The 24,277-nt window shown below is 63.3% G+C and carries 23 protein-coding genes, 1 tRNA gene and 2 pseudogenes; 22 read left to right on the forward strand and 4 right to left on the reverse strand.

Features of this window, described 5'->3' with window-relative positions:
- Positions 1-264: 264 nt before the first annotated feature.
- A complete protein-coding gene (locus tag MFF01_RS20420; protein ID WP_238228152.1) occupies positions 265-573 on the reverse strand; it encodes a hypothetical protein in 309 nt (102 codons plus the stop codon).
- 644 nt (positions 574-1,217) lie between these two features.
- On the opposite strand from MFF01_RS20420, the gene MFF01_RS20425 reads away from it, so the two are divergent.
- A complete protein-coding gene (locus tag MFF01_RS20425; protein ID WP_238228155.1) occupies positions 1,218-1,475 on the forward strand; it encodes a hypothetical protein in 258 nt (85 codons plus the stop codon).
- Positions 1,476-1,708: 233 nt separating this feature from the next.
- Here MFF01_RS20425 and MFF01_RS20430 read toward each other — a convergent pair.
- Positions 1,709-2,811: pseudogene (locus MFF01_RS20430) on the reverse strand (IS3 family transposase).
- A gap of 97 nt (positions 2,812-2,908) precedes the next feature.
- On the opposite strand from MFF01_RS20430, the gene MFF01_RS20435 reads away from it, so the two are divergent.
- The 9 genes from MFF01_RS20435 to MFF01_RS20475 all read left to right on the forward strand — a co-directional run bounded on the left by MFF01_RS20435 (position 2,909) and on the right by MFF01_RS20475 (position 10,227).
- On the forward strand, positions 2,909-3,196 hold the full coding sequence (locus MFF01_RS20435; RefSeq protein WP_238228158.1) for a hypothetical protein: 288 nt from the start codon (positions 2,909-2,911) through the stop codon (positions 3,194-3,196).
- 337 nt (positions 3,197-3,533) lie between these two features.
- The gene (locus MFF01_RS20440) at positions 3,534-4,727 is read left to right on the forward strand and encodes a tyrosine-type recombinase/integrase (RefSeq protein WP_238228160.1); all 1,194 of its coding nucleotides are present in this window, start codon (positions 3,534-3,536) and stop codon (positions 4,725-4,727) included.
- A gap of 177 nt (positions 4,728-4,904) precedes the next feature.
- Complete coding sequence (locus MFF01_RS20445; protein WP_238228162.1) at positions 4,905-5,135, forward strand: helix-turn-helix transcriptional regulator; 231 nt, start codon at positions 4,905-4,907, stop codon at positions 5,133-5,135.
- Positions 5,136-5,378: 243 nt separating this feature from the next.
- On the forward strand, positions 5,379-5,576 hold the full coding sequence (locus tag MFF01_RS20450) for a MerR family transcriptional regulator (RefSeq protein WP_238228164.1): 198 nt from the start codon (positions 5,379-5,381) through the stop codon (positions 5,574-5,576).
- Positions 5,566-5,874, forward strand: coding sequence for a hypothetical protein (locus MFF01_RS20455; RefSeq protein WP_238228166.1), 309 nt, complete (start codon positions 5,566-5,568; stop codon positions 5,872-5,874). The genes MFF01_RS20450 and MFF01_RS20455 overlap by 11 nt, the downstream gene beginning before the upstream one ends.
- A 71-nt stretch (positions 5,875-5,945) precedes the next feature.
- Positions 5,946-8,492, forward strand: a complete 2,547-nt coding sequence (locus MFF01_RS20460) for a primase-helicase family protein (RefSeq protein WP_238228167.1) — start codon at positions 5,946-5,948, stop codon at positions 8,490-8,492.
- A gap of 390 nt (positions 8,493-8,882) precedes the next feature.
- Complete coding sequence (locus MFF01_RS20465) at positions 8,883-9,110, forward strand: hypothetical protein (RefSeq protein ID WP_238228168.1); 228 nt, start codon at positions 8,883-8,885, stop codon at positions 9,108-9,110.
- A gap of 219 nt (positions 9,111-9,329) precedes the next feature.
- Positions 9,330-10,013: a recombinase family protein gene (locus tag MFF01_RS20470; protein ID WP_238228169.1), complete on the forward strand. Its 684-nt coding sequence runs from the start codon at positions 9,330-9,332 to the stop codon at positions 10,011-10,013.
- A 34-nt stretch (positions 10,014-10,047) separates the two neighbouring features.
- A complete protein-coding gene (locus tag MFF01_RS20475; RefSeq protein ID WP_238228170.1) occupies positions 10,048-10,227 on the forward strand; it encodes a putative motility protein in 180 nt (59 codons plus the stop codon).
- 13 nt (positions 10,228-10,240) lie between these two features.
- On the opposite strand, the gene MFF01_RS20480 is transcribed toward MFF01_RS20475, so the two are convergent.
- The gene (locus MFF01_RS20480) at positions 10,241-10,624 is read right to left on the reverse strand and encodes a VOC family protein (protein ID WP_238228171.1); all 384 of its coding nucleotides are present in this window, start codon (positions 10,622-10,624) and stop codon (positions 10,241-10,243) included.
- Positions 10,625-10,661: 37 nt separating this feature from the next.
- Between MFF01_RS20480 and MFF01_RS20485 the strand changes: the two genes are divergently transcribed.
- The 12 genes and pseudogenes from MFF01_RS20485 to MFF01_RS20545 form a co-directional block, all read left to right on the forward strand.
- Positions 10,662-11,072 carry a type II toxin-antitoxin system RelE/ParE family toxin gene (locus MFF01_RS20485; RefSeq protein ID WP_306421623.1) on the forward strand — a complete coding sequence of 137 codons (411 nt, stop codon included), beginning with the start codon at positions 10,662-10,664 and terminating at the stop codon, positions 11,070-11,072.
- A 43-nt stretch (positions 11,073-11,115) separates the two neighbouring features.
- Complete coding sequence (locus MFF01_RS20490) at positions 11,116-11,436, forward strand: HigA family addiction module antitoxin (RefSeq protein WP_238228172.1); 321 nt, start codon at positions 11,116-11,118, stop codon at positions 11,434-11,436.
- A gap of 36 nt (positions 11,437-11,472) precedes the next feature.
- Positions 11,473-11,730, forward strand: a complete 258-nt coding sequence (locus MFF01_RS20495) for a hypothetical protein (protein WP_238228173.1) — start codon at positions 11,473-11,475, stop codon at positions 11,728-11,730.
- A gap of 112 nt (positions 11,731-11,842) precedes the next feature.
- Complete coding sequence (locus tag MFF01_RS20500) at positions 11,843-12,244, forward strand: hypothetical protein (protein ID WP_238228175.1); 402 nt, start codon at positions 11,843-11,845, stop codon at positions 12,242-12,244.
- Positions 12,245-12,342: 98 nt separating this feature from the next.
- Complete coding sequence (locus MFF01_RS20505) at positions 12,343-12,492, forward strand: hypothetical protein (protein WP_238228176.1); 150 nt, start codon at positions 12,343-12,345, stop codon at positions 12,490-12,492.
- On the forward strand, positions 12,485-17,716 hold the full coding sequence (locus tag MFF01_RS20510; protein WP_238228178.1) for a phage tail tape measure protein: 5,232 nt from the start codon (positions 12,485-12,487) through the stop codon (positions 17,714-17,716). Before MFF01_RS20505 ends, MFF01_RS20510 begins: the two co-directional genes overlap by 8 nt.
- A gap of 47 nt (positions 17,717-17,763) precedes the next feature.
- On the forward strand, positions 17,764-18,354 hold the full coding sequence (locus MFF01_RS20515) for a hypothetical protein (RefSeq protein WP_238228179.1): 591 nt from the start codon (positions 17,764-17,766) through the stop codon (positions 18,352-18,354).
- A 1,197-nt stretch (positions 18,355-19,551) separates the two neighbouring features.
- Positions 19,552-19,869, forward strand: coding sequence for a hypothetical protein (locus tag MFF01_RS20525; protein WP_238228181.1), 318 nt, complete (start codon positions 19,552-19,554; stop codon positions 19,867-19,869).
- A gap of 1 nt (position 19,870) precedes the next feature.
- A complete protein-coding gene (locus MFF01_RS20530; protein WP_238228182.1) occupies positions 19,871-20,050 on the forward strand; it encodes a hypothetical protein in 180 nt (59 codons plus the stop codon).
- A 171-nt stretch (positions 20,051-20,221) separates the two neighbouring features.
- The gene (locus MFF01_RS20535) at positions 20,222-20,398 is read left to right on the forward strand and encodes a hypothetical protein (RefSeq protein WP_238228183.1); all 177 of its coding nucleotides are present in this window, start codon (positions 20,222-20,224) and stop codon (positions 20,396-20,398) included.
- 207 nt (positions 20,399-20,605) lie between these two features.
- Positions 20,606-23,461, forward strand: a complete 2,856-nt coding sequence (locus MFF01_RS20540) for a class I SAM-dependent DNA methyltransferase (RefSeq protein ID WP_238228186.1) — start codon at positions 20,606-20,608, stop codon at positions 23,459-23,461.
- Between the two features lie 100 nt (positions 23,462-23,561).
- Positions 23,562-23,987, forward strand: a pseudogene (locus tag MFF01_RS20545) (SOS response-associated peptidase family protein); the annotation flags it as partial.
- 155 nt (positions 23,988-24,142) lie between these two features.
- On the opposite strand, the gene MFF01_RS20550 reads toward MFF01_RS20545, so the two are convergent.
- Positions 24,143-24,218, reverse strand: a tRNA-Lys gene (locus MFF01_RS20550).
- Positions 24,219-24,277 lie beyond the last annotated feature (59 nt).

Raw genomic sequence — 24,277 nt, forward strand, 5'->3', positions numbered from 1 at the left:
GTATCGAACAAAAAGCCCGCCCGGCTCCAGTCGTGGCGGGCTTTTTGTTCGATACGCCCCACGTGCTCCGCCTAGCTCTGTGCGTTCCAGCCCCGCTCTTGCTCCAACCGACCGCATCGACGAGCCAGCCGGCTCGCGGCAAAATCGTCCAGCGGCTCACCGATCTGGCCAATGATCGTTGCGTCGGGGAACCGGAGCTGACGCTACAAACCGGAAAAGCAGGGGGGACGTTCGGTGTCGTTGCAGATGCACGAGCGAGCTGCCTTAGCCCGACGCCTGTCGGAATGGTTGCGAAGGCTGGCCCGTGTCGTTGTCGGCGGTCGCCGGTCCCGATTCCGATCCCGCCGGGCTCCTCGACTCTTCCGCTTCAGCCACGAGCAAGATTTGTTCGAGGAGGGAGGGCAGCTCGACGCCGTACTCCTTCAGCAACAGCCCCGCCTCGCAGAGCGAGCGGATATGATCATCGGGAACCGGGCGCCGCAAAAGCTGCGCATTCAGCACCTGATCCGCCAGGAGCGTCGCAAGGCGAGCGACCTCGTCGATGCGCTCGAAAGCGACATCGATGGCGGGCATCGAGGGAGAAGCTGCACCCATGTTGTTCTCCGTTCGCTTCGGCGGAGCCTAAGATTGCTCCTATTCTACCAGTGAGTACGCCGGAACCTTCATCCGCCCATTTGAACAAGAGGACACCTGGGCTACCCATTTCGGCTTCGACGTCGTGAGGCGCCGGACCGAGGAGGGGCGCGCTTCGTGTTTGAGGAGTGCGCCCCGTTCCTGGCGCCCCAGGAAGCCGAGATGCTGACGGTATGTGAACGACGGCCCCGCCGCCCGATCCGATCACATGCCGGCGGGGCGTCCATCTCACGCGTGAGCCGGCAGGCAACGCGGCTCGACGCCAACAGCGATAGGCGAGTTCGTGCCTTGGAGAATTTAGTCCATGGCGCATCCTCGCAGCATGGTGGTCGACGGTACCACCATGCTGCGGGATCGAACACAGAGGACATCCGTGATCGTACCAATGCCATCGTTTTGAAGCGAAGCGCCTTCGACAGACGTTTCGCAGGCTGTTGTCCGGAGCCGACCCAAGCTCCGTTCGAACCAGAACATCAGGTGCGTATCGACACGTCCGGAACTGAAGTGCGTCGCTATATCTTTAGCAGACAGAGGGAAACAGACCTGATCCCAGGTTTGCGCTGTGAAGGAGCTTAGAGACCACGATGATGACCCGTATCGCTGCTGCCGCTTCTGCCGTCGTGCTTGGCGTTGCTTCGATCTCGTCCACAATGGCCACTGAGCGCCCAGCCCGCTATACTTCGTTTAGTTCCAATTCTGAAGTCATGGGTTCGATAGATATCGTCCCGCAGACGCGCACGCCTTTCGATTGCCCAATGAGTTCGGCTGCCGAGGGCAACGCGAACCAGCAGAACTTCCTGGTCCAGCAGTATGGCCAGACCTCGGGCGGAAACCGATGCTAAGTCGCTTGAGGAAGGGCCTGTCCTTAGCTCTGACAGGGGTCTCGTACCTCATGGCCGGCGCATTTCTCGCCGGTTTGATCTTTACCATTTTTGGGACGGCCCAGGCCATGATCGGTCTGTAGAGATCTCCCGAAACCGCATCACAGTACGGGACCACGGCGGAGCGAAAGCTCCGCCGTTTTCGTATTCGTCCATGCGGCAACGGATTGACCTTGCCCCTTGTTTGCTCCCGTTCATAACCAGAGTCCGTTCTGGTTCTGGTCCTGCTTGGACCAGGCTGCAAACGCGTTCGGGGTGAGCCCGCCGAGGCTCGTGTGAGGGCGGCAGGTGTTGTCGTCCACCTCATGCCTCGATGAGGGTCCGGGCCGCCGGCAGGCTCCGGACGAGATGCTCGTTCAAGCACTCGTCGCGCAAGCGCCCGTTCAAGCTTTCAACGAAGCCGTTCTGCTGCAGCTTGCCGGGCGCGATGTCATGCCACTCGACTGCACGCACTTCCTGCCAGAGCAGGATGGCGTGCGAGGTCAACTGGGCGCCGTTGTCCGACACGATCATCAACGGCTTGCCCCGGCCCGCGATGATCCGGTCGAGTTCGCGCGCCACGCGCCAGCCGAATAGCGACGTGTCGACCACCAGCGCCAGGCACTCCCGCGTGCAGTCATCGATCACGACGAGGATGCGGAAGCAGCGTCCGTCGTTGAGCGTGTCGGACACGAGCCGAAGGCGGGCGCGAAGCGACCAATTCGACGCTCCAGCCCTGGTTCGGCTCTTGCGGCACAGCGGCCAGCGCTCGCGTGCCGAGAGTTCGTTTGCGCCCACCCCGCCTGCGCACCGCCAGCCGCTCCTCCGATAGAGGCGGAACAGCTTCTTGTAGTTCAGCGTGAGGCCTGCCCGTCGCAGCAGAATGAGCAGGCGCCGGTAGCGAAAGCGACGACGCTCGCTGGCCAGGCTGCGTAGGCGTACCCGCACGGCCGCATCGTCACCACGGGTCGAGGCGTAGCGGTACGTCTTCGGCTCAAGGCCAATCAGCCCGCAAGCGCGACGTTGGGAATAGCCTTTCTCCTCGATGACCCAGCTCACGGCTGTTCTCCGTGCGCCGGGCGTCAGAAGTTTTTCCCAGCGCCTCGCGCAGCGTCGCCACGTCGAGCATCGCCTCGGCCAGGAGCTTCTTGAGCTTGCCGTTCTCCTCGTCGAGCGCCTTCAGACGTAACGCGTCCGACACCTCCATGCCGCCGAAGCGCGAGCGCCACGTGTAGAACGTCGCGTCGCTGATGCCGTGGCGACGGCAAATCTCAGCAACCGGCAACCCGGCTTGCTGCTCCTTCAGGATGCCGATGATCTGCCCTTCGCTGAACCGGTTCTTCTTATCATCCGTCTCTTACTCGACGGACCCTAGCTTCAGAAGGAGGGCAAGCCAGGGGGCAAGGTCAATGCCCATGGTGGTGGAGGAACTGCGGCACGTGCCATCGCAACGGCGCATCGGCCCGATGATCGTCTGCAAAACGACGGGACGTCCGTGGCGGGCTCGGCAGTTTCGGGAAATCTGGCGAGAATGCACGCACGCGGCCGGCGTTCCGGACGGCGTGTGGAACATGGACGCGCTGGCCGGCGGAATCACCGAGGGCTCTGACGCGGGCGCGGACAGCGTGCGCCTGCAGCACGCGGCGACCCACACGAATACCAGCACCACGAGCGCTACAATCGCGACGGGCTGTCCAAGTTGAGGAAGGTGTCACATTTGGGGGTGATCAGCCACTTCGCGAATGGGGCATAAACACCCGATTCCAACGAAATTCCAACTGATCGAAGGCATTGCCTACTAAGGCTCTGAAATGTTTGGTGGGTGCACAAGGGTTCGAACCTTGGACCCGCTGATTAAGAGACATCGGAAGCGGTCCGGTACTGTCCGCTTGCGTCCCCTTCCGGCCAGCCGAAGTCCGACGCAAGATACTGTTCTGATTGATTTTTCTGATTGACCCTCTTTCTTTCGTGGCCAGGGGGAGGCAGAGGCGGGCATCTGTGATACCTCTCTCTGCACCCCCCACTGCACCCCAAACTCGCATGCCCCGTCGCGCCACTTCCGACAATCTTGTCCGTCTGACGAAAACGCTCATTCCGACGCTGAAGATCGGTGAGGGACAAACCGAGCGCGTGGTCTGGGATACTGAGACCCACGGGCTCGGCTTACGCCTTCGCCGGAGTGGCAATGCGGCATGGGTTGTCCGCCCACCACGGAAGGGAGGAGCCTCGCGCATCTTCACGCTGGGGTCGGTCACGGTGCTGTCCCTGACGGACGCGCGGAAAGCCGCCGCCGACCGGATGGCCAGTGCGACCCTCGGCGTCGATCACCATGCGGAGCGGGCGGCGGCTAAGGCTCGAGCGGCAGTGACCTTCGGCAGCGAGCTGCCGCGCTACCTTGCACGTGCGGAAAGCCGCCTCCGGGCATCGAGCTTCAGGGATGTGCGGCGGTATCTAGACGTACAGGCCCAGCCGCTCCACGGCTTGCCGCTGGCGGATATCCGCCGGGCACACGTGGCTGCCTTGCTCGGCAGCATAGCGGAGACCTCCGGCCCGTTCGCGTCCAACCGGGCGCGGGCGGCCCTCTCGGCCTTCTTCACGTGGATGGTTGGCGAAGGCTTGACCGAGACCAATGCTGTCATCGGCACCAACAAGGCCACGGCCGAGACGGCCCGAGACCGCGTACTCAACGATACGGAGCTGGCGGCCGTATGGCGGGCTACCGCCGAGCCCCGCGACTTCGACCGGATCGTGCGCCTGCTGATCCTCTTGGGTCAGCGTCGCCAAGAAGTCGCCGCGATGCGGTGGTCAGAACTAGACCTCCAGGGTGCGGTGTGGCGCTTGCCAGCCGAGCGCACGAAGAACAAACGCCCGCATGATGTTCCCTTGTCGGCCGTCGCCCTGGAAATCTTGGCCGGGGTGCCCGAGCGGGAGGGTCGAGACCTCTTGTTCGGCGAGCGGAAGGGGCCTTTCTCCGGGTTCACCAAAGGCAGGATGGGGATCGAAGAACGCTCGGGGGTGACCGACTGGCGCATCCACGATCTTCGCCGGTCTTCCGCCACCGGCATGGCCGGCATCGGCGTGTTGCCTCACGTCGTGGAGGCGGTGCTCAACCATGCGTCTGGGGCGAAGACCGGTGTAGCGGGGATCTACAATCGCGCATCGTATGCGACCGAGAAGCGTGCCGCGCTCGACGCATGGGCGGTCTACGTCCTGAAGCTTGCGGGCACAGGTTGACCGCTTTCGCCTGATTTTGTCCTTGCGTGCCCGCTTATGGGTCCATAGATAGCGCGTAGTATCAAATTCATAGTGAACATTGCGGGTCCGCGGCTGGGTGCGGGCTAGCGCAAGGCCCCGGACTACCGCGCGGGCCGATCCCCAGCTCTCCTTAGAACCCGAGAGCTGGAGGCTGTCGTGCAACAGAGCATGACCACGGGCGAAGTGCGCCCCCACGAAACCCCCACGACCGACAGGATCGTACTGCGCCTGGACGAAGCATGTGCCGAGGCGCGCATGTCCACCCGCACCATGCGCCGCCTGCGAGAGGCAGGTCGCGGGCCGCGCGTGGTCCGCATCTCCGACAGGCTCATTGGCGTGCGTCGTGCCGACCTCGACGCTTGGCTGGAGAGCCGGACCGCCAGGTAGGGGGCGACGCGCGGCCGCATCGATGGCCGTTGTCGCTCGGCCTCGCCCTGACGCGGGCGGTCGATCAGTCGTGCCTCGAGGTGGGAGCAGGGCAATGAAGTCGACCTACTTCCTCGGTGGAGTTGACCCCAATCTACTAGCAAATTCTGTCAATATTTGTCTCTTGTAGGCAGATATATCGCCTCCCATCTATACTTTGGGCTGGCTAACTTCATCCGGTCCGATCCTGTCGAGGGGGAAGACATGACGAAGACCAACAACATCGACACCAGCCCCGAGCTACTCGTTAGCCTGCCGAAGGCGGCGAAGATGCTCGATCTCAGTGCGCGGAGCATTCGCCGGCACTTCGATCTTGTGAAGATCGGGGGCGCCGTCCGGGTGCGCGTCGCGGACATCCAGAAGAAGATCGACAGCACAGGACAGCAGAGCAATGCCGCGTGAACCACTCATCATCGGAGAAATGATCCACCACACCCCCGAGGGCGACATTGCGGAGCCCATGGCACTGGCGACCCAACGGCGCGAAGCCAAGCGCGGGAAGTACACCTTCTTGGTGGTGCAGTGCCCTCTCTGTGGCGAGCTGCACGAACACAGTGACGGGGACGGTTCCCGAGTGCCCCACTGCGCGGGTCGCAAGCCGTTCTCAGGGGAATACTACGTCATCGGCGCCGATCAACATGCCGTTCCGGCGACCACGCCTTATCCGAAACTGAAGAAGCCCCTCAAGCGAGCGGCGTGACCAGGCAAACGAAGGGGCCAGGTGCGACCAACACCTGACCCCGGATCACATTTCACAGGACAACTTCTCTCATGAATATGACCATTCCGCCCTCCGAAAGCAACAACACCAAGGGCTTTCTCAGCGAGCTTTTCCAGGGCGCCGAGGCGGGCTTCGTCACGATGTGGCTCAAGCTCAGCAAGACCGAGAGCGAGACCTACACGTTCCCCGTGACCGACCTGGAGGGCGCCGCCGCGAAGCACGATGAGCTGCGCGTGCGCGGTGATGTCTACGTCTGCCGGGGTCTCCAGGAGAAGGCACCGGCGGCCGGTGAGCGCGGGAAGGAAGCGGGCATCATCTTCGTCGGCGGCCTGTTCGCCGACATCGACACCCGCGAAGGTCCGCATTCGACCCCGGCGGCCGAGCTGCCGGCCGACGCCAACGAGGCCCTGAAGCTCATCGCGGAGGCCAAGCTGCCCCCGCCGACGCTCCTGGTCCACACGGGCGGCGGCTGTCACCCGCATTGGCTCTACGCCCACCCGGCCATGATCCTCACCCCGGAGGAGCGGTCGGCGGAGAAGATGCTGTCCAGGGCCATCCAGAAGCGTCTGCGCGACACCTTCAAGGCCCACGGCTACGTCCTGGACGGCACCGCCGACCTCACCCGTGTCTGCAAAGCGCCGGGCTCACTGAACCACAAGACCGCCCCGTACCTGAAGTCGGTGACCCTCATCCACCAGGGTGGGCGGTACGACCGGGCCGAGCTGGCCGAGATGCTGGCCCCGGACCTCGCCATGGCGTCGCGTGGCGTCCCCGGCGCCGGCAAGGGCACTGTTGCGGAGATGATCCGCGCAGAGGCGACGAAGGCGCACCTGGTCTCGGGCAAGGCCAAGCCAGACGAGTTCGCCCCGGTCCTGGCCGGCTGCGCCTTCATCCAGCACTGCGATGTAGTGCAGGAGAAGCTGATCGAGCCCTGGTGGTACAGGATGGTCGGTGTCGTGGCCCGCACCGTGAACGGTCGCCGTTGGGTCCACGAGATGTCCAAGCGTCACCCGGACTACACCTTCGAGGAAACGGAGACGAAGATCGACCAGGCGCTGGAGGCCGCGACCGGGCCGACCTGGTGCAGCACCGTGGCGGACGGCGACGCCACCTCACCCCCGTTCGAGGGCTGCGCGCGATGCCCCTTCAGGGCCGCTATTCGCACCCCGCTTGCTCTGGCCAACCAGGGCCGCGCCATGGCCGCCATCCAGCAGGGTGTGGTGTTCGTAGTGAAGGGGCGCAGCTACCTGCACCTCGCGAGCGGCGAGAAGCTGGACCCGGAGGAGTTCGGCGACAGCGTGAAGTCCAAGATCGGGTCCGCGCCGCACGACGCCCTGATGAAGTCCCCGACCATGCCGAAGGTGATGCACCGGGACTACCGGGCCGGGGTGGCGCAGCTCGTCCTGCCCGAGCCAGACGGCACCTTCTCGGTGAACCTCTGGCAGCGCGGCGGCGTGGAACCGGCGGCCGGCGACTACCAGCCGATCCTGGACTTCTTCGCACGGTTCCTCCCGGACACGTGCTCACGTGAGCACGTGATCCAGTACCTGGCGCACCTGATCCAGCACCCCGGCGAGAAGATAGAGCACGGCATCATCGTCACGGGCGGCTACGGCACCGGCAAGAGCACCCTTCACCGCATCGTTGTGACCATGATCGGTGCCAAGAACGCCCGCAAGATCGAGGGCGTCGAGCTGGGCCAGGAGTGGACGGCTCGCCTGGTGGACGCGAAGGTGCTGATGATCGAGGAGGCCCACCACGGTGAGCGCCTGGAGGTGTTCGAAAAGACGAAGACATTGCTGACGGAGGAGTTCTACTACGCCCACGACAAGAACGTGCGCCGCTTCCGGGGCCGGACCCCGCGCGGCATGTTCCTGGCGTCGAACGATGCTGCCCCGATGGTCCTGCCGCGTGGTGACCGCCGCTGGTTCGTCTGCGCCACCCCCGAGACCCCCGATACGGAGGAGGAGAAGATGGTCAACCGGACCTTCTTCAAGCGGCTCCACGACCGGCTGGACCAGGACGACAGCCTGGTGGCGGCTTTCGCGGAACACCTGCGCACCGTCTCGCTGGAGGGCTTCAACGCCAAGGGTGCGCCGCCCATGACGAAGGCGAAGGAGGTGGCGACGGAGGAGAGCCGTACACCAACGGCGCAGGTTTTGGCTGAGCTGATCCAAGCCGGCGCCTATCCACTCCACCGGGACATCGTTGAGGTGAAGGAGGTGGTCGGTGCCCTGAAGGCTTCGACATGGGTGACCAATCTGGGGCGCCTGAACCCCCGGTCAGTCGCGAAGGCGATGCGAGACGTGGGCGCACGTCAGGTGAATATGGATGGCGATGACCACATGGAATTGGTCATCGGCGGCGGAAAGAAGGTCCGCCCTTGGGCAATCCGCAGCGTCCCCCATTGGCGCACCGCATCCCGTGAGGATCTGAAGGGTGAGTTTTTGCGGCCGGTTGGTGATGCCGGGCCTAACGTGACCACTGCGTTCATGGATGCTCAACTCAAGCGGAAGCTCGAAGACGAGGCAACGGCACGGCGAGATGCACTATTCCAGCGGATGATCGAGGAGGCGGCTTCGGAGAGCTGTCCGTGATCGCAGATCGCAGATCGCAGGACTTTTGAAAAAGGTTCTGGCGTCTGCGCTGCTTCACCAGGGAGGAGGGCCAGAGCGGCAAGCGCTCTGGCCCTCATAAGGGTGAGAAAAACGTCCGGAGAATTTAAAATGTACTGCGATCTGCGATCTGCGATTTCGGAGGGTGCTACTAACATCAAGCCTCCCGCCGCCTTGAACCGGCTCCCACCGGCCTCTCAGGCGGTGTTTCCGGGTCTGTTCACGTGGGCGCCTATCTCCACCTCCGCCTTGACCGCCGCCCTGAACCTGGACAGGGGCTTATGGGCGACATGGCGCTCCCGCCGCCTCACACCGGCTCCGATGCCGCCGGCTTGGTTCCGGCGCGCGCCGGGAGCGCCGCTGAATTACCGCGTGGACCACGTGCTGGTGTGGCTCGCGGCCCGGCGCGGGGACCAGCTCGACACCCTCACCACCTGGCGGCTCTCGCTCGCGCGCGATCTCGACACCGACGTGTCGGACCCGGAGGAGGTGCGGCGGTGGGCGCTCACCTACGCGCGCGCCGCCGGCCCGGTTGTCGGTGATGTCCGGTTCACCCCCGCCGGGCTCCAGGCCTACCTGGCTTCTCTGTTATCATCTTGATAAATCCCAAATTTTCCGGAAGTATGCGTGACGCATAGTGTATATTAACAAGTGTTTATTTATCAATAAAAGTACCCACACATCCATGGGCTATAAAGTCAAGAACCTTATCTCATTGAATAGTTAGATTGTTTTCTTGACCCCAAAGGGGCACCCCTGTCACAACCTGTCACGAACCAGTCTACGTTCGATGATTGGTTCGTGACATGAGCGAGACCGATGGCCCAAGGCAAGTTCGTCACCTACCTCCGGGTGTCCACCAAGCGGCAGGGGGACAGCGGCCTCGGGCTTGAGGCTCAGCAGCGGGCGGTGTCCGACTACCTGAACGGCGGGGCCTGGACGGTGGCTGGCGAGTTCGTGGAGATTGAGAGCGGCAAGTCCGACGCGAACCGGCCTCAGCTCCAGCGTGCGATCCAGGCGTGCCGGGTCTACGGCGCCCGGCTCCTCATCGCAAAGCTGGACCGGCTGTCCCGTGATGCCGGCTTCCTTCTCGGTCTGGAGAAGGCCGGGATCGAGTTCGTGGCGGCCGACATGCCGAGCGCCAACCGGCTCACGGTCGGGATCATGGCCATGGTCGCAGAGGAGGAGCGTCGCGCTATCAGCTCCAGGACGAAGGCGGCGCTCGCGGCTGCCAAGGCCCGAGGCGTGAAGCTCGGAGGCGACCGGGGCGCCACCCTGTCCACCGAAGCCAAGGCCAAGGGAGTGGAGGCGGTGAAGGTCAGGGCCGAGGGCCGGGCCTCCGACCTCGCTCCCATCATCAGCGACCTGCGCGCGGCCGGGGCCACCAGCCTCCGCTCCCTGGCGGCTGGCCTAAACCAGGCAGGCATCGCTCCGCCTCGAGGCGCCACCTGGTCACCCATGGCGGTGAGCCGGACCCTGGCCCGGATCGAGGCGCGACCGTAACCCGACATTCACCAGTCACCGGCCACGATGCGCCATGACCGCCATCGCCGCCCAAGCCGTCCAGATGCAAGCCGGTGCCCTCGCACAGTCGATTGGCACCGCTGTTGCCCGTCAGCAGATCGACGCGCAGAAAGCTGTCGCTACCCTCGTCGCCGAAACGGCGTCCCCGCCGGCACCGGCCGGACAGGGACAGTTCGTTGACCTAAGGGTGTAGCCTCTCGGCGCCGTCAATCCGGGAGCTTGTAGCGAGCGCAGAGCTTGTTGCCGTCCGGATCGCGCAGATAGGCGAGATAGATCCGACCCATCGGCGTGTTGCGCTCGCCCGGCGGGTTCTCCACGGACGTGCCGCCATGCGCGACACCGGCCTCATGCCAGGCTTTGGCCTCTTCCGCGCTGTTCATGAGGAACCCGATGGTGCCGCCGTTCGCAGCGGTCGCGGCCTCACCGTTGATCGGTTTGGTGACGACGAACCGGCTTCCCCGGTGAGCGTAGACCAAGCGGCCCAGCGCGTCCGTCGTCCCCGGCTCGCCGCCGGTCGCCGCGAACAGCGCGTCGTAGAACACCTTCGACTTGGCTAAGTCGTTGCTTCCAACGACCATATGACTGAACACGGCGCGTCTCCCTGGTTCTTCAGGAGGCTGAGCTACCGTGCCCGAGCCCCCGGCGGCAAGCCATGCGCGCTCCAGCGCCGGCAAGTTATGTATCACTAAACGATACCTTTCGGTTGACTGGAACGTATCGCCATGCGATACCAGCTGGCATGACGGGGACCGCGTCGTGATCCGAAGCTTCGCTGACGAGTGCACCAGAGCAGTGTTCGAGGGCCGCCACCCGAAGGGCATCCCCGCCGACATCCTCAAAACAGCTCGGCGCAAGCTCAACTACCTCGACGCCGCAACCTCGCTCGACGCCTTGAAGGTCCCGCCAGGCAACAAGCTACATCCCTTGGTCAATGACCGAGCCGGGCAACACGCCATCTGGATCAACGATCAATTCCGGTTGTGCTTTCGCTGGACGGAGACCGGAGCGGAAGACGTGGAGATCACCGACTACCACTGAACGACCACTCAGGGCATCGCCCGCCTCTTAGGAGACAAGTGGAATGAGCACCGAATACGAGACCGACACCGTTCTCCCGCCGATGCACCCTGGCGAGGTGTTGCGAGAGGAGTTCATGATCCCGTTGAACTTGACGGCCTACGCCATCGCGAAGGCGTGCCGCGTCCCGCGCACCAGGATCGAGCGCATAGCCCGTGAGGAGATCGGCATCACCGCCGACACGGCCTTGCGGCTCGGGCGGTTCTTCGGGATGGACCCGCAGGTGTGGGTGAACCTTCAGAGCCGCTTCGATCTTCTGATGGCCCGCAACGTTATGGGTGCCGAGGTGGACGCCATTCAGCCGCTGGAGCGAGAGGCCGCTTAGGTTGCCCGGCGCCCTCGCCGCGCCCACCTATCCCTTATGCCGCACCACCTCATCGCCTTGGCGCCGAGCGCCGGCCGGGCATCCGCTCGGGTTCGATCCGCCAGGACAGTCCGGCGCGCGGTCGATCTCGCCCCCGTCATCCATGAGCTGCGCGCGGCCGGGGCCACCTCCCTGCGCACCCTGGCGGCCCGGCTCACCGAGGCCGGTATTGCCGCGCCGCGCGCGGCGGCATGGTCTCACGTCGCCGTGGCGCGGGTGTTGGACCAGATCGAACGCGGCGCCAAAAAGCGCTAGTATATCCGCGAAGTAGATGGCAATTTACTTTCCGATTTTGACATCTTCGAGCCCATTGATTGGCGCGGTACAATAACCATTTCTCTAGGACGCAAGTCTCGGAGACAACAAGATGCCGTCAACTTCTTCGCCCGCCCCCACCCTCAACATCAAGATCGGTAGCAAGTCCACCGAGGTGACCATGTTCTTCGGCCGCCTGAACGAGCTGGCAGAGCTGGTCGGCAGCTTCGAACGGCTCCCGGAGGTGGACTTCCACGCTCCCACCCGCACCGCTGTCCTGGACATCCTCCTGTCGCCCCGCGACGAGCGCGGCCGGCGCACCGACCCCGAGTGGATCATCCCGCCGGACCTCAGCATCGAGGATGCGGAGGCCGCCTTGGACTTCGCGAAGGAGCACCTGGCCGATTTTTTTCTCGGGCGGCTGGAGAAGCACCTGGCCTCGCTCCAGACGAACGGCCAGCGGCTGACGGGGGTCGGATCGTCGCTGAATGGTTTGGCGCCCTCAGCTTCGTAGACACGATCATCTTCACGCTCGGCGTCAAGCCGAGCGCCCTTCCGACCGTGTATTGGTCGTACACGTTCGAAGACCTGATCCGCCTCACGGACTTGAAGGTGCAATTCGAGATGGTGAAGGCGATGTCCTTCACCGAAAGCCTTCTGTTCACGGCCGGTCAGGTCTTCGGAGCAAAGCAGTCCGCCCCTACCGAAGACCTCAACAGCGTGTCCGACATGCTGGCATTTGCGGCGCAGATCAATGGCTGACGGCACACAGATCGATGTCGATATCGTCCTGGACGATGCGACCCTGAACACCGGCCTCGCACGCACGGCACAGCATTTCCGCGAGGCCGTGATTGCCGCACGCGGCTTGTCGGATCAGTTCTCGGCTTCGACCCGGACGGTTGAGCCCTTGCTCAACATGGTCACCAACCTCCGGGCCGAGCTGGCCGCCAGTCGCGCGGACGGTGGCCTCCAGTCGGGCCTTCGGGACCAGCTTCGCACCGCCGAGGCCGACCTCCGCACCGCCACCGCCGCCCTCACAGCGGCGCGTGCCGCCGCTTCAGCGCCCGCACCGGGTTCGGGCCAAGGCGGTGCCGGCGGCAGTGGCGTCCCGCCCCTCTCCCCTGGTGGTTCACCAGCCGGTGGAGCCGGTGGTGCCGGCGGCTTGTTCCCCCTCCAGGCACAGATAGCGGCGAACTACGCCACTATCGGCGCAGGCATCACGATGCTGCGCGCCGGGCTGAAAGACATCGCGGAGTTCGATGACAAGCTCCGCCAGTTCCAGGCGATCACCGAGACGACGAACACCGAGCTTGGAAGCTTCCGGGACCAGCTACTGGCCGTCGCGGCGACCTCGCGGTTCTCGCTCACCGAGCTTGCCAACGTCTCGATCCAGTTGGGCCAGATTGGCCTCTCGGCCCGTGGCGTCGGCCAGACCCTGAAGCCGGTGCTGGACCTCGCCGCCGCGTCCGGGTCCACCCTCCAGCAGTCGGTCGAGGCGATCACCTCGGTGCTGGGGGCCTACAACATCGAAGCTGCCCGCTCTGGCGACGTGGCCGACGTGTTCGTGGGCGCCCTCAACCGTACCAAGCTCGGCATGGAGCAGCTTCAGCTTGGCGTGAGCTACGCCGCCAACGTGGCCCGAGACAGCGGGGTGAGCTTCACCGAGCTGACAGCGGCCCTCGGCGGTATGGCCCAAGCCGGCATCAAGTCCGGCTCCACGCTCGGCACCGGCCTCCGGCAGTTCTTCCAGGAATTTACCGCCCCCACCGACAAGCTGAAGGACGGCCTGCGCCAGGTCGGCCTTTCGATGGCCGACGTGGACCTGAAGGCCAACGGCCTCATCGGCGTCATCGAGAACCTGCGCAAGGCCGGCTTCGGCGGCGCCGAGGCCCTGCGATCCCTGGACCTCCGGGCGGCCTCTGCTTACTCGGCCATGCTCGGCCAGGTGGACGTGATCAAGCGTCTCGGTGGCGACCTCACCCTGTCCAACGCGGCGGCCGAGGGCGCGGCCAAGGCGAACGAAAGCCTGACGGCGAGCCTCACCCGGTTCGGCAACGTCTCCTTCGCGCTGCTGGATCGCAGCCTTCGCCCGATGGTCTCGGGCCTCACCGGCGCCGTGGACGGCGCGGCGGCTCTCGCGGATGCCGCGGGCAAGCTCGGCATCGTCCTCCCCGTGGTCGGCACCGGGCTCGGGACCATCGCGGTGGCCGCCGCCGGCCTGCGCCTCGGGACGCTCGCGGCAAGCCTTGCCCCACTCCTGGCCGGTCTCGCCAACCCGGCGGTGCTGGCGCTCGCGGCGGCTGGCGCGGCCATCGCTGGCGGCGCCTATCTCGCCCGGATCATGTCCGACACCGAGCGTGCGAAGGACGCCCTTGACCAGGTGCGCGCCATTCGCAACGAGGTGCTGGCGCAGCAGCAGTCCATCGAGACCGGCATTTCCGGGGTGGACCAGCAGCTCGGGCTCCTGATGGAACGTCGCGAGAAGCTAAACGCCGATCCCGTCCTTCGCCGCAACACCATCCTGGAGGCTCAGAAGGCGTTCGGCGACCTCGGGCTGACCATCTCGGCCAACGCGGCCAGCATTGATGAGTTGGTGGCGGCCTACCGCCGCCTGCGCACCGAGCTTCAAGGGCAGAACACCGAGCTTCTTCAGCGCCAGTTCGCGGTCACGGCGAAAGAGCTGGACGCCCTGGTCACCAAGGGCAACGTGGACCGGCGCGGCGCGGATCAGCGCATCGCCGACGCGCTCGGCAGCAACGCTCCCGAATTCTCAGACCCGCGCTTCCCCACGGCGGCACCCCGTGGCTCCCGGTCGGATGACGCCGGCTTGGCCCGCGCCGGTCTCACCGCCCTGAAGCCGTTGCTGGACGTGATCCGCAACCCGGCCTCGCTCGGCGGGGACGATCCGCTCGGCGTGTCGCGCTATCAGCAGATCGTGTTGGACGAGCGCCAGCGGCTGGAGCGCGAGGCCGCGCCGCTGCGCCTCGACGGATCGAACACCGGCCGCTTGGCGGCCATCACCGACAACCTGGACAAGCTCGACAAAATCGCGGTGCTGTTCTCGGACGCGGTGAAGACGAATGCCGGCACCATCGCGGCGCAGGGGAAGCTCACCGAGCTATCCAGCCGGGCCGATGTCTCGCGCCTTCAGCAGACCCCGGAGTTTCAGGCGTTTGGCCAGCGGGCCGCCGACCTCCAGGCGAACCTCACCGAGCGCAGCCGTTCCGTGACGGGCTCGGGCACTGAGCGGAAGGCCGGCATCGTCGCGGCGATCCGGGACACGCAAGCCGAGGCCGCCAGCCTGGAGGCCGAGTTCAATCGGTATCTCGGTGAGCTGCGCTCAGCCGGTGCCGCCGATAAGACGGTGACCGAGGCCGGCGCCCGGATCACCGACCAGCTCAAGAGCCTGCGCCGGGGCGTCACCAAGGAGCTGGACGAAATCGCGGCCTCGATCCGCCCGGACCTCACGCGCGAGCTTCAGGCCGAGCGGAAGAACACCGCCGCGCAGATCGACACGCTGATGAAGCGGGCCGGCGCCACTCGAGACACGGCCGAGCCGGGCGAGATTGAGGCGCAGGTGAAGGCCCTGGTCGAGCGCCAGCGCAGCATCGCCCGGAAGCTGATCGAGGCCGAGACCGCCAACCCGGATGAGGTGGACAGCCGGCCCGAGCTGAAGGAGCGCTTGGCGCAGGCCAACGAGGAGCTGGACGCGCGCCTGGCCGGGTACGCCGACCGCGTGGCCGAGGCCCGGAAGCGGATCACCGAGAGCCTGTTGGCGTCGCAGGAACGCGCGCTCGGCCGACAGAAGGGTGTCCTCGACGCGCAGGTGGCGCAGCTCAACAAGCAAATCCGCGACCCGGCCACCACCGTGGATAAGGCGGCAGAGCTGGCCGGGAAGGTGCGCGACCTCATTCAGCAGGGTGTCGACATCGTGGACCGGCAGGCCAGCCTGCGCCTGGCGCGCGAGGCCGTCACCGCCCCGACCGGCTTCAACCGCGCACCGGCTCTTGGTGAGGAGGCAAACGCCGTCGCCCGCCAGGTGGCGGACGCGGCTGAGGGCGCCGGCCGGAATGACCGGCTTCGCACGCTCCTTCGGTTCGGTGCGTTCGAAAGCGATTTCAACCCTCGGGCCGTCAGCTCGACGGGTGCGCGGGGCGTCTACCAGTTCACCAAGGGCACGGCGGCCGACTACGGCCTGTCCGATCCCACGAACGTGGCGCAGTCGGCCCTTGCGGCCATCCGGTATTTCGATGCCATCGATAAGACCCTCCGGGGCAAGGGCCTGAACCTGTCCGACGACAACCGCTATGTTCTGTACAACCAGGGCGAAACCGGCGGCTCGGCGCTTCTCGCGAACCCCGGCAAGGGCGCGGTCCAGGCGCTGATGGATGCCGGAGTGAACGCCGCTCGGGCTCGACAGGCCATCACCGCCAACGGCGGCCGAGAGGGCGACACGTCGTCGGAGTTCACCACCCGGCTCCTAGCCGCGTTCAACGCGAAGGCCACCCGCGCCGACCGCCTGGTGATCCCCACCGGGGACGCGCTCGACGAGGGCGAGGCCGCCGGCCGGAAGGCGCGGGCCGAGGCCGCCACCGTGGACGAGGCGAACGCGCGGGCAATCCGCCAGAAGCGCCTTGCCCTCCAGCAACGGCAGCTCGCTCGGGATGAGCAGGGCTTGTCCGACCAGCTCGCTTTGGACCGCCGGGCCGTGGGCCGGACGGCCGACCTCGCGCCGGCCACGCGCACGATCACCGATCTTGCTGCCCTCCGGGACAAAGACCTGGAGCGGGAGAAGACCTCCGACCGCTTCACCGCCCTGGCCCCGGATGAGCAGGGCGACCAGGTAGCCCGCATCCAGCGGTCCTATGCCGACCGGGCCGCCAAGTTGGTGGAGGAGAACGCGAAGGCCATCGGTGAGGCCACGCTGAAGACCTACCGGGAGGAGGCCGACCGCACCAAGGCGCGGGCCGACTACCTCAAGGCCGACGAGACCGCCGGCAAGGTCTCGGCCGCCGAGGTTCAGGCCGCCGAGGCCGCCGCGCGCCAGGCCGCCGAACGCCTGAAGCTGGAGGGCCAGGCCGCCGCGATCCGCGCGGAGGAACTGGCCCTGGAAACTCAGCTCGGCCAGCTTCGCGATAAGGGCTTGGTGAGCGAGACCGGCCGCGCCGCGATCCAGGAGCGCATCACCGAGCTGAAGAAGCGGGAGGGCGAGTACGCGGCCAACGCCAGCCTCCAGAAGGGCGTGGAGGCGCGCGGCGACGACTACGGCGCGGCGCTCAGCCGGGGCTCCCTCGACTTCTTCACGTCGGCCGGGATGATCGACCGCAAAACAGGTGAGTTCAAGACGGCGGCGCAGCAGATGTCCGGGTATTGGCAGCAATCCATGTCCGGCATGTCCACCAGCATGGCGACCCTGTTTCAGGGCCTCGCCACCGGCACGATCAAGGGAAAGGATGCCTTCAAGACGTTCGCCACCTCGATCCTCACCGACATGGCGCAGATCGCGAGCAAGGCCGCGTCCAACGAGATCATGAAATCCCTGTTCGGGGACATGAGCGGCGGCGGCTCGGGCGTCAGCTCGGCCGGTGGGATCAGCTCGATCCTCGGGAACCTGTTCAGCGCGCCGGCAGCACCGGGCATGGCGACTGGCGGCCTGGTCACGGGCGGGGTTCCGAACCGGGACAGCGTGCCCCGCACCCTGATGCCGGGAGAGTTCGTCCTGAAGCGCTCGGCCGTGGACGTGATCGGCCGGGAGAGCCTGGACCGCATGAACGCCATGGGTGCGGGTGTGATGGCGAAGGCGCCCCCCGTGGAGCCGACGCGGTTCGGCAGCTCTGCCCGAGCCGAGACCAGCGTCTATGTGGTGGATCGAGACCAGGTGCCGGTCCCGAGCCGCAACGAGATCGTCCACATGATCGGGGACGATATCCAGCGGGGCGGCGCGATCCGACAGCTGGTGAAGCGGGTGGCGGCAGGCATCTGAGGTGGTTTCAGAGTAGGTTCTACAACTGAATGTGCTATATGAGGTGCATGATCGATATGCCCCTCTTCCGTGAGAATGCCCTGTTTCGTGCAGGACGCAATCAGCACATGAACGCCTGCGTTGGCGACAATGGAGGCCCCTATGATCTGTATGATTACTCTCATGGATTTCTTGAAGCAGCGAAGGTGATAATTGATCGGTCAGCGAAATTTGATGCGGTAGTCGACACTTTAGTTTATCCTGCCTGTTTCAATTTTCGCCATGGAATTGAATTGTTTGCAAAATATGCAATCGCGACGATCAATAAAATTACAAACGAGAACCTGACCTACCGTCAAAATCATTCAATTTTGGACAATTGGCTTATTCTAGAAGAGAAGATTACGCCGTATGCAAGAAGACTAAATGCAGACGACATGATTTTTATAAGAAAGTTGATTGAATGCTTTCATGAGGTCGATCCGAACGGACAAATATTTCGATATCCCGAAAACATTAAAGGGCAACAACATCTTAAGGAATGGTCGATAATAAATCTCGAGATAGTGGGTGGAGCATTAGCTCAGATAACCAGAATTTTCAAAGAACTTCATTTTGAATTAGAGGGCGCTTTAGAAGCATCGTGGGAACGCGATTAACTTAAGCAACTTCGCGTGAATATGTTATGGCAGCGTTACGCCGGATCATTGAAGCAATTAGATAGCGGATAACCGCTGCGCCTGGTCGATATTTTTATAGGTGATCTCTCTATGCAAACGGCTTATAATGATGAGAAAGTTCATTCCGTTAACTCGATTGCCCGCGACTACAACTGTGAAACTATTATACCCCCTATTTGGCTTCCCCCGCGCTTTGACCGCAGCGACTGGCAATGGATCAAGAATGTAGCGCAGTCCAGTTGGAAGAATGATGCGCCGATCAGGAATGTAAAAATTGGATCCGGCCCATCATCATTGCGCCTCAACTGCCAACACAGAACACAGCCAAACAGAAATTGCACAATCTTCTACCGTAGAATATCAGATAATTGCATCTTATTGATTGGCATTGGACGGCATAAAGGTAAAGGAAACAAAGAGTACGAAGTAAATTGGGCAGACGGAAATACGTCTAGAATAAAAATATCCACCAAATCAAACAGTGGCGCTGAGTATCTAGTTAATCCCATTGGAGGTAAGTTTGGGTTTGAAACCCTAGACGTGAATATTAATCGAGAATATTTATCGATTTAACAGAAAATTCGCCAGACAAAGACTTAGATAAAGCGGATTTGAATGCTGGTGAGATGGCGGGAAGGGTCTACGAGGATTTCGCTTTCTTGGCGCTCTTGATAAGCGCCGATGATAATTGCTTCCGGCCGGAAGGCTGAGGCCAGCACCGGGCTATTACGGGCATCCCCCTATGTCCCCTGGTGAAGCCCAAGGCGACAGCTTAGCGACTTCGGACCCGTCATTGCATCGTTCAATGCTTCGAGCGCCGTCATGATCCTGCGCCTGCCAGTGGCTTCCGCAGGCGGACACCAGGCTGATCTCCGTTTAGGAACTCCACACCAGCTTCCTCCAGGGCACGTTGAACGGCCTGGACGTTCACTGAACGCCCTGGAATGGCTCCGGCCCCGCCAGCTTCCATGTTGCGGATCGTGTTGACGTTGAGCGCGGCCACTTCTGCGAGGCGGGCCTGTTCCATCCCTATCAGGGCACGGGCGGCCTTTAGCTGGTTGCTGGTAGTAAGCATTTCATCCTCGGATTGCCATATCTAGATATCACACCCTTAAAAGTATTTACATGGCTTTTAGAGGGCTTCATCTAGGTTTAATACCTAGAAGCGAGGCCCCGATGCCCCTCCACCACTCCCGATCCTGGTCCGACGCCATCCACCGCCTGCGGAACGACTGCCCGCCGCCAGCTGTGCGGATGGCCTACATCGCCTCGGTGAACGAGGCGAAAGCCGAGGCCAATCGGGCGCAGGCAGGCGCGCGGTTCCGGACCACGGCCGGCGGCTTCGACCGCCGTGCCCTCATGGCCTACGCGGTCGCCAACGCCCGGTGCGAACGCCTCAATCGCCCCGCCCGGACATGGCAGGCTTGCATGGCCGAGGCCCTGACGTTCGCTTGGGCCTGCGCCCACGCGGCTCGCCGCGCCGAGAGCCACTGAGATGCGGGCGCAGATCGAAGACGCCATCGAACGGCTTCTCGCCATCCTCGACGCCCTCGACGGCGAAGCGGACCTTGAGGACGGCGCCGACGCCGAGCCGTCCCTGGGGGCTCCCGAGAACCCCCATGGCTCGCAGGCCAGTTGGATGCGTGGCAGCGACACCGATTGCGAGGCAGCATGACCGGAGCCCAGCCTATGACCGTGACCGAAGCCCTCGACGCCATGCTCGCCCTCTACGCCGCCCCCCGGCGCCTGGATACGGGCAGGGATCGCCGAGGATGCCGCTGGACGGCCGGTTGCGCCCGAGAGCGGTGGAGCTAGGGCGTGGAGCCTGGAGGGCGCCCTGTACCGCGTGGTGGGCGATCCCGAGGCCGAAGGGATCACCGAGGCCGAGTGGCGCCGCCGCGAGACGCTGGCGAGCGCAGTGTTTGCGGCCTGCGGCGCGGATCTCATGGCGCTCAACGACGCGGCCCGACGCCAGAGCGTGGTGCTTGCGGTGCTGCGCGCCGGTCGGGATCGAGCTGGTTGAGAGAAGGCTTCGGAGAACGAGGCCGCTAAGCCGCATGAAGGTAAGGTAGCCTGAGCGGAGCGATGGCGCATCAACCGCTGTGGCGGCGGCCCAACACAAGACGAGGAACGCTCGGCGCCCCTGGTTTCGACCTTGAGTTTGTCAATATCTGATGAGAACAGTCCACAGAAATCCGGCGCAACCGCAACCGTGCCGGCGGAGGGGATCGTGACACCACAGCAGTTCATCGATCGGTGGAAGCCAGTTGCCCTTTCTGAACGCGCCACGGCCCAATCCCACTTTAATGACCTGTGCCGCCTACTCGATCACCCTACCCCAATTGAGGCAGATCCCCGCGGCGAGCACTTCGCCTTCGAAAAGGGTTTACAGAAGTCTGGCGGCGGTCTTGGGTTCGCCGATGTATGGAAGCGTCAGCATTTTGCTTGGGAATACAAAAAGAGAAAACGCAACCTTGGAGATGCCCTAGACCAGCTTGCTCGCTATGCATTGGCCCTGGAAAGCCCGCCACTGCATATCGCCTGCGACACCGACCAATTTCGTGTCGTTACAGCGTGGACGAACACTGTCCCTGTTTCTTACGACATTAGCCTCGATGACCTGCGCGAGCCTAGCAAACTCGAGATCCTGCGCGCAGCCTTCCACGAGCCGACCAGACTTCGCAAAGGCGGCAGCCGAGCCGACCTTACCAGGAAGGCCGCCGATCGCTTCTCTAGCATCGCGCTAAGGTTGCGCGACCGCGGCCACGCCCCCGAAGCAGTCGCCCACTTCGTTAACCGCCTTGCCTTCCTGTTCTTCGCCGAGGATGTGCGCCTACTGCCCACCGGCTACTTCCGCCGCGCGCTGGAAGAGGTCGCAGGGCGCCCGCACGAGACCAATGCGCTCTTTGATGCCCTTTTCGCCGTGCTGCAAAAGGGCGGCCGGTTCGGACTGGAGCGCCTGCCGCACATCAACGGTGGGTTATTCGATGAGCAGCCCGCGCTGCCACTCGATGAGGGCGACTTGCAATTATTGATCGAGGCGGGGCGCCAGGACTGGGCACATATCGACCCTTCGATTTTCGGCACGCTTTTTGAACGGTTTCTCGACCCGGACAAACGTGCACAGATTGGTGCGCACTACACCGACGCTGAGAAGATCCTGCGTATCATCGAGCCCGTTCTGATGCGCCCGTTGCGCGCGGAGTGGGATACGGCCAGGGCAGAAATCGAGCGACTGACGGACCGGGCACGCAAGAAGGGGCCGAAGGCGAAAGAATGGCAGCGGGCTGAAGAGCGCCGCTCGATGTTCCTAGAGCGACTGCGAACGCTGGAGATACTCGACCCAGCGTGTGGCTCAGGCAATTTCCTATACATGGCACTGCACGCGGTGAAAGATCTAGAGCACTCCGCCAATCAAGAATGCGAAGTCTTTGGTCTATCCCCCCGCATGCCGATGGTTGGCCCAGAAATCCTGCGTGGACTAGAGATTAATCCCCTGGCGGCAGAGTTAGCGCGCACCACAGTTTGGATCGGCGACATCCAATGGGCAGTGCGCAACGGCTTCTATTCTCGACCCGAGCCTATTCTGCGGCGGCTTGAAACTATCGAATGCCGGGATGCGCTGATGGATAGCCCGAACCCTTCAACAGTAGCCCCATCAGTTGAGGCTAGGTGGCCGAGGGCAGAGTTCATCATCGGAAATCCACCTTTCCTCGGCGGCAAAATGCTGCGTCGGAACCTCGGCGACAGGCATGTCGAGGCACTGTTCAATACATATCGAGGGCGCGTACCCGCTGAGGCCGACCTCGTAACGTACTGGTTCGAGAAGGCACGTTTCCAAGTTGAGAGAGGGGACACGCGTCGGGTTGGGCTAGTCACAACAAACTCAATACGGGGAGGTGCTAACCGACGCGTCTTGGAGCGTATTGCAGGCGACATGCCTATATTTTCTGCCTGGGCTGATGAGCCATGGATCGTAGACGGCGCGGCAGTTCGAGTGGCGCTTGTCTGCTTTGGCGAGAGCTTACCGGGTGAGGCAACCGAGCTAGATGGGCGGTCTGTTGAGTGCATTAATCCAGACTTGACTGGTAAGGGCCTGGATCTAACTCGTGTAAAACGGCTCACCGAAAACCAACAAATTTCTTTCATGGGAAACATAAAGGGCGGCGCGTTCGATGTGCGAGGTGATTTAGCTAGGGCATGGCTATCGGCACCGCTGAACGTCAATGGACGCCCGAATTCTGACGTGCTTCGCCCATGGATTAATGGGCTCGACATCGTGCGACGCCCGTTGGATATGTGGATCATCGATTTTAACGCGATGGGCAGCGACAATGAAGCAGCCTTTTATGAAGGGCCATTCGAACATATTCTACGACACATTAAACCCGAACGATCAAATAATAGGAACGCAGATATAGCTCGTAATTGGTGGAAACACATCAGAGACAGACCGGCACTAGCCCATGCAACTAAAGATCTTACACGCTATATTGGAACGGCGCGCGTAGCAAAGCATAGAATATTCAGTTGGATTGACCCAATTGTTATACCGGACTCACAGATCATAGCTATTGCACGCGATGACGACACAACGATGGGCGTTTTGCACTCGCGTTTCCATGAAGAGTGGTCGTTACGATTGGGTAGCAGCTTAGAAGATCGACCGCGGTACACACCGACTTCGACGTTCGAAACATATCCGTTCCCACCGAATTTGACGCCGAACATTAGTGCTAAAGACTATTCAAATGAACCGAATGCCCGCCGTATTGCAGAAGCTTCCTGCAAACTGCATAAACTTCGCTCCGCTTGGCAAAATCCATCGGATCGTGTGCGGATTGTGCCGGACGTTGTACCAGGCTTTCCAGATCGCATAATTCCACTAGACGTCACCGCAGCCGATTTCCTCAAAAAGCGGACTTTGACAAAACTCTATAATGAGAGACCTCAATGGCTAATCGATGCGCACGCTGAACTCGACCGAGCTGTGGCCGCCGCCTACGGCTGGCCGGAAGATATCGCCGTCGATGAGGCACTTGCAAAGCTCATGGCCTTGAACGCAGCTCGCGCGGGGATCCAGTAGGGAGGGATAGTCGCCACCGCGCAAACCGGCCAAGCACTGACCATACTGGGAGGGGGCTCGTGCTACCAAAAGGTGGACTGCAGCCTCCTACCATGCGTGGAATATGAGAAGCCCGCACTGGCAGCCCTGGCTCAAGCCGGAGTTTCGATGCCTTGTGCCGGTCTCGTCGTTCAGCGAGTACGCTGACACCAAGCCGAAGAAGACGCCGACGTGGTTCGCCCTCGACGAGGACCGGCCGCTGTTCGCGTTCGCGGGCGTCTGGCGCCCCTGGACTGGCGTGCGGGGCACCAAGGCTGAGAACACGGACCGCGTCGAGGAAGAGCACCGGCTGTTCTCGTTCCTCACCTGCGAGCCGAACGGCGTCGTCGGACCGATCCACCCGAAGGCCATGCCGGTGCTGCTGACGACGCCGGAGGAGTGGAGCACGTGGCTTGCGGCGCCAACAGAGATCGCCCTGGAGCTTCAGCGCCCGTTGCCGGATGCGATGATGCGGATCGTGGCGCAGGGGGCTCGGAAGGACCCATAGGCGTGAGGCGATGGCCGCGCCGGTTGGGATCGAGCTGGTTTCGGAGAACGGGGCAGCTGAAGCAGCCTGCACCCCCAGTGCACCCCATAGCGCATTGGCTGGGGTGCAGTGCTAGCCGCCATTGCCGCTAACATGCCGAGATCATTGGGTTAGTTTGGTGGGTGCACAAGGGTTCGAACCTTGGACCCGCTGATTAAGAGTCAGCTGCTCTACCAACTGAGCTATGCACCCTCGCCTTTCGGCGGTCGCTGCGGCCCACCAAGTCCGCCGCGACGAGGTGGCTGATAGCA

Source organism: Methylobacterium adhaesivum (genome assembly GCF_022179065.1).
In the GTDB taxonomy this organism is placed as follows: domain Bacteria; phylum Pseudomonadota; class Alphaproteobacteria; order Rhizobiales; family Beijerinckiaceae; genus Methylobacterium; species Methylobacterium adhaesivum.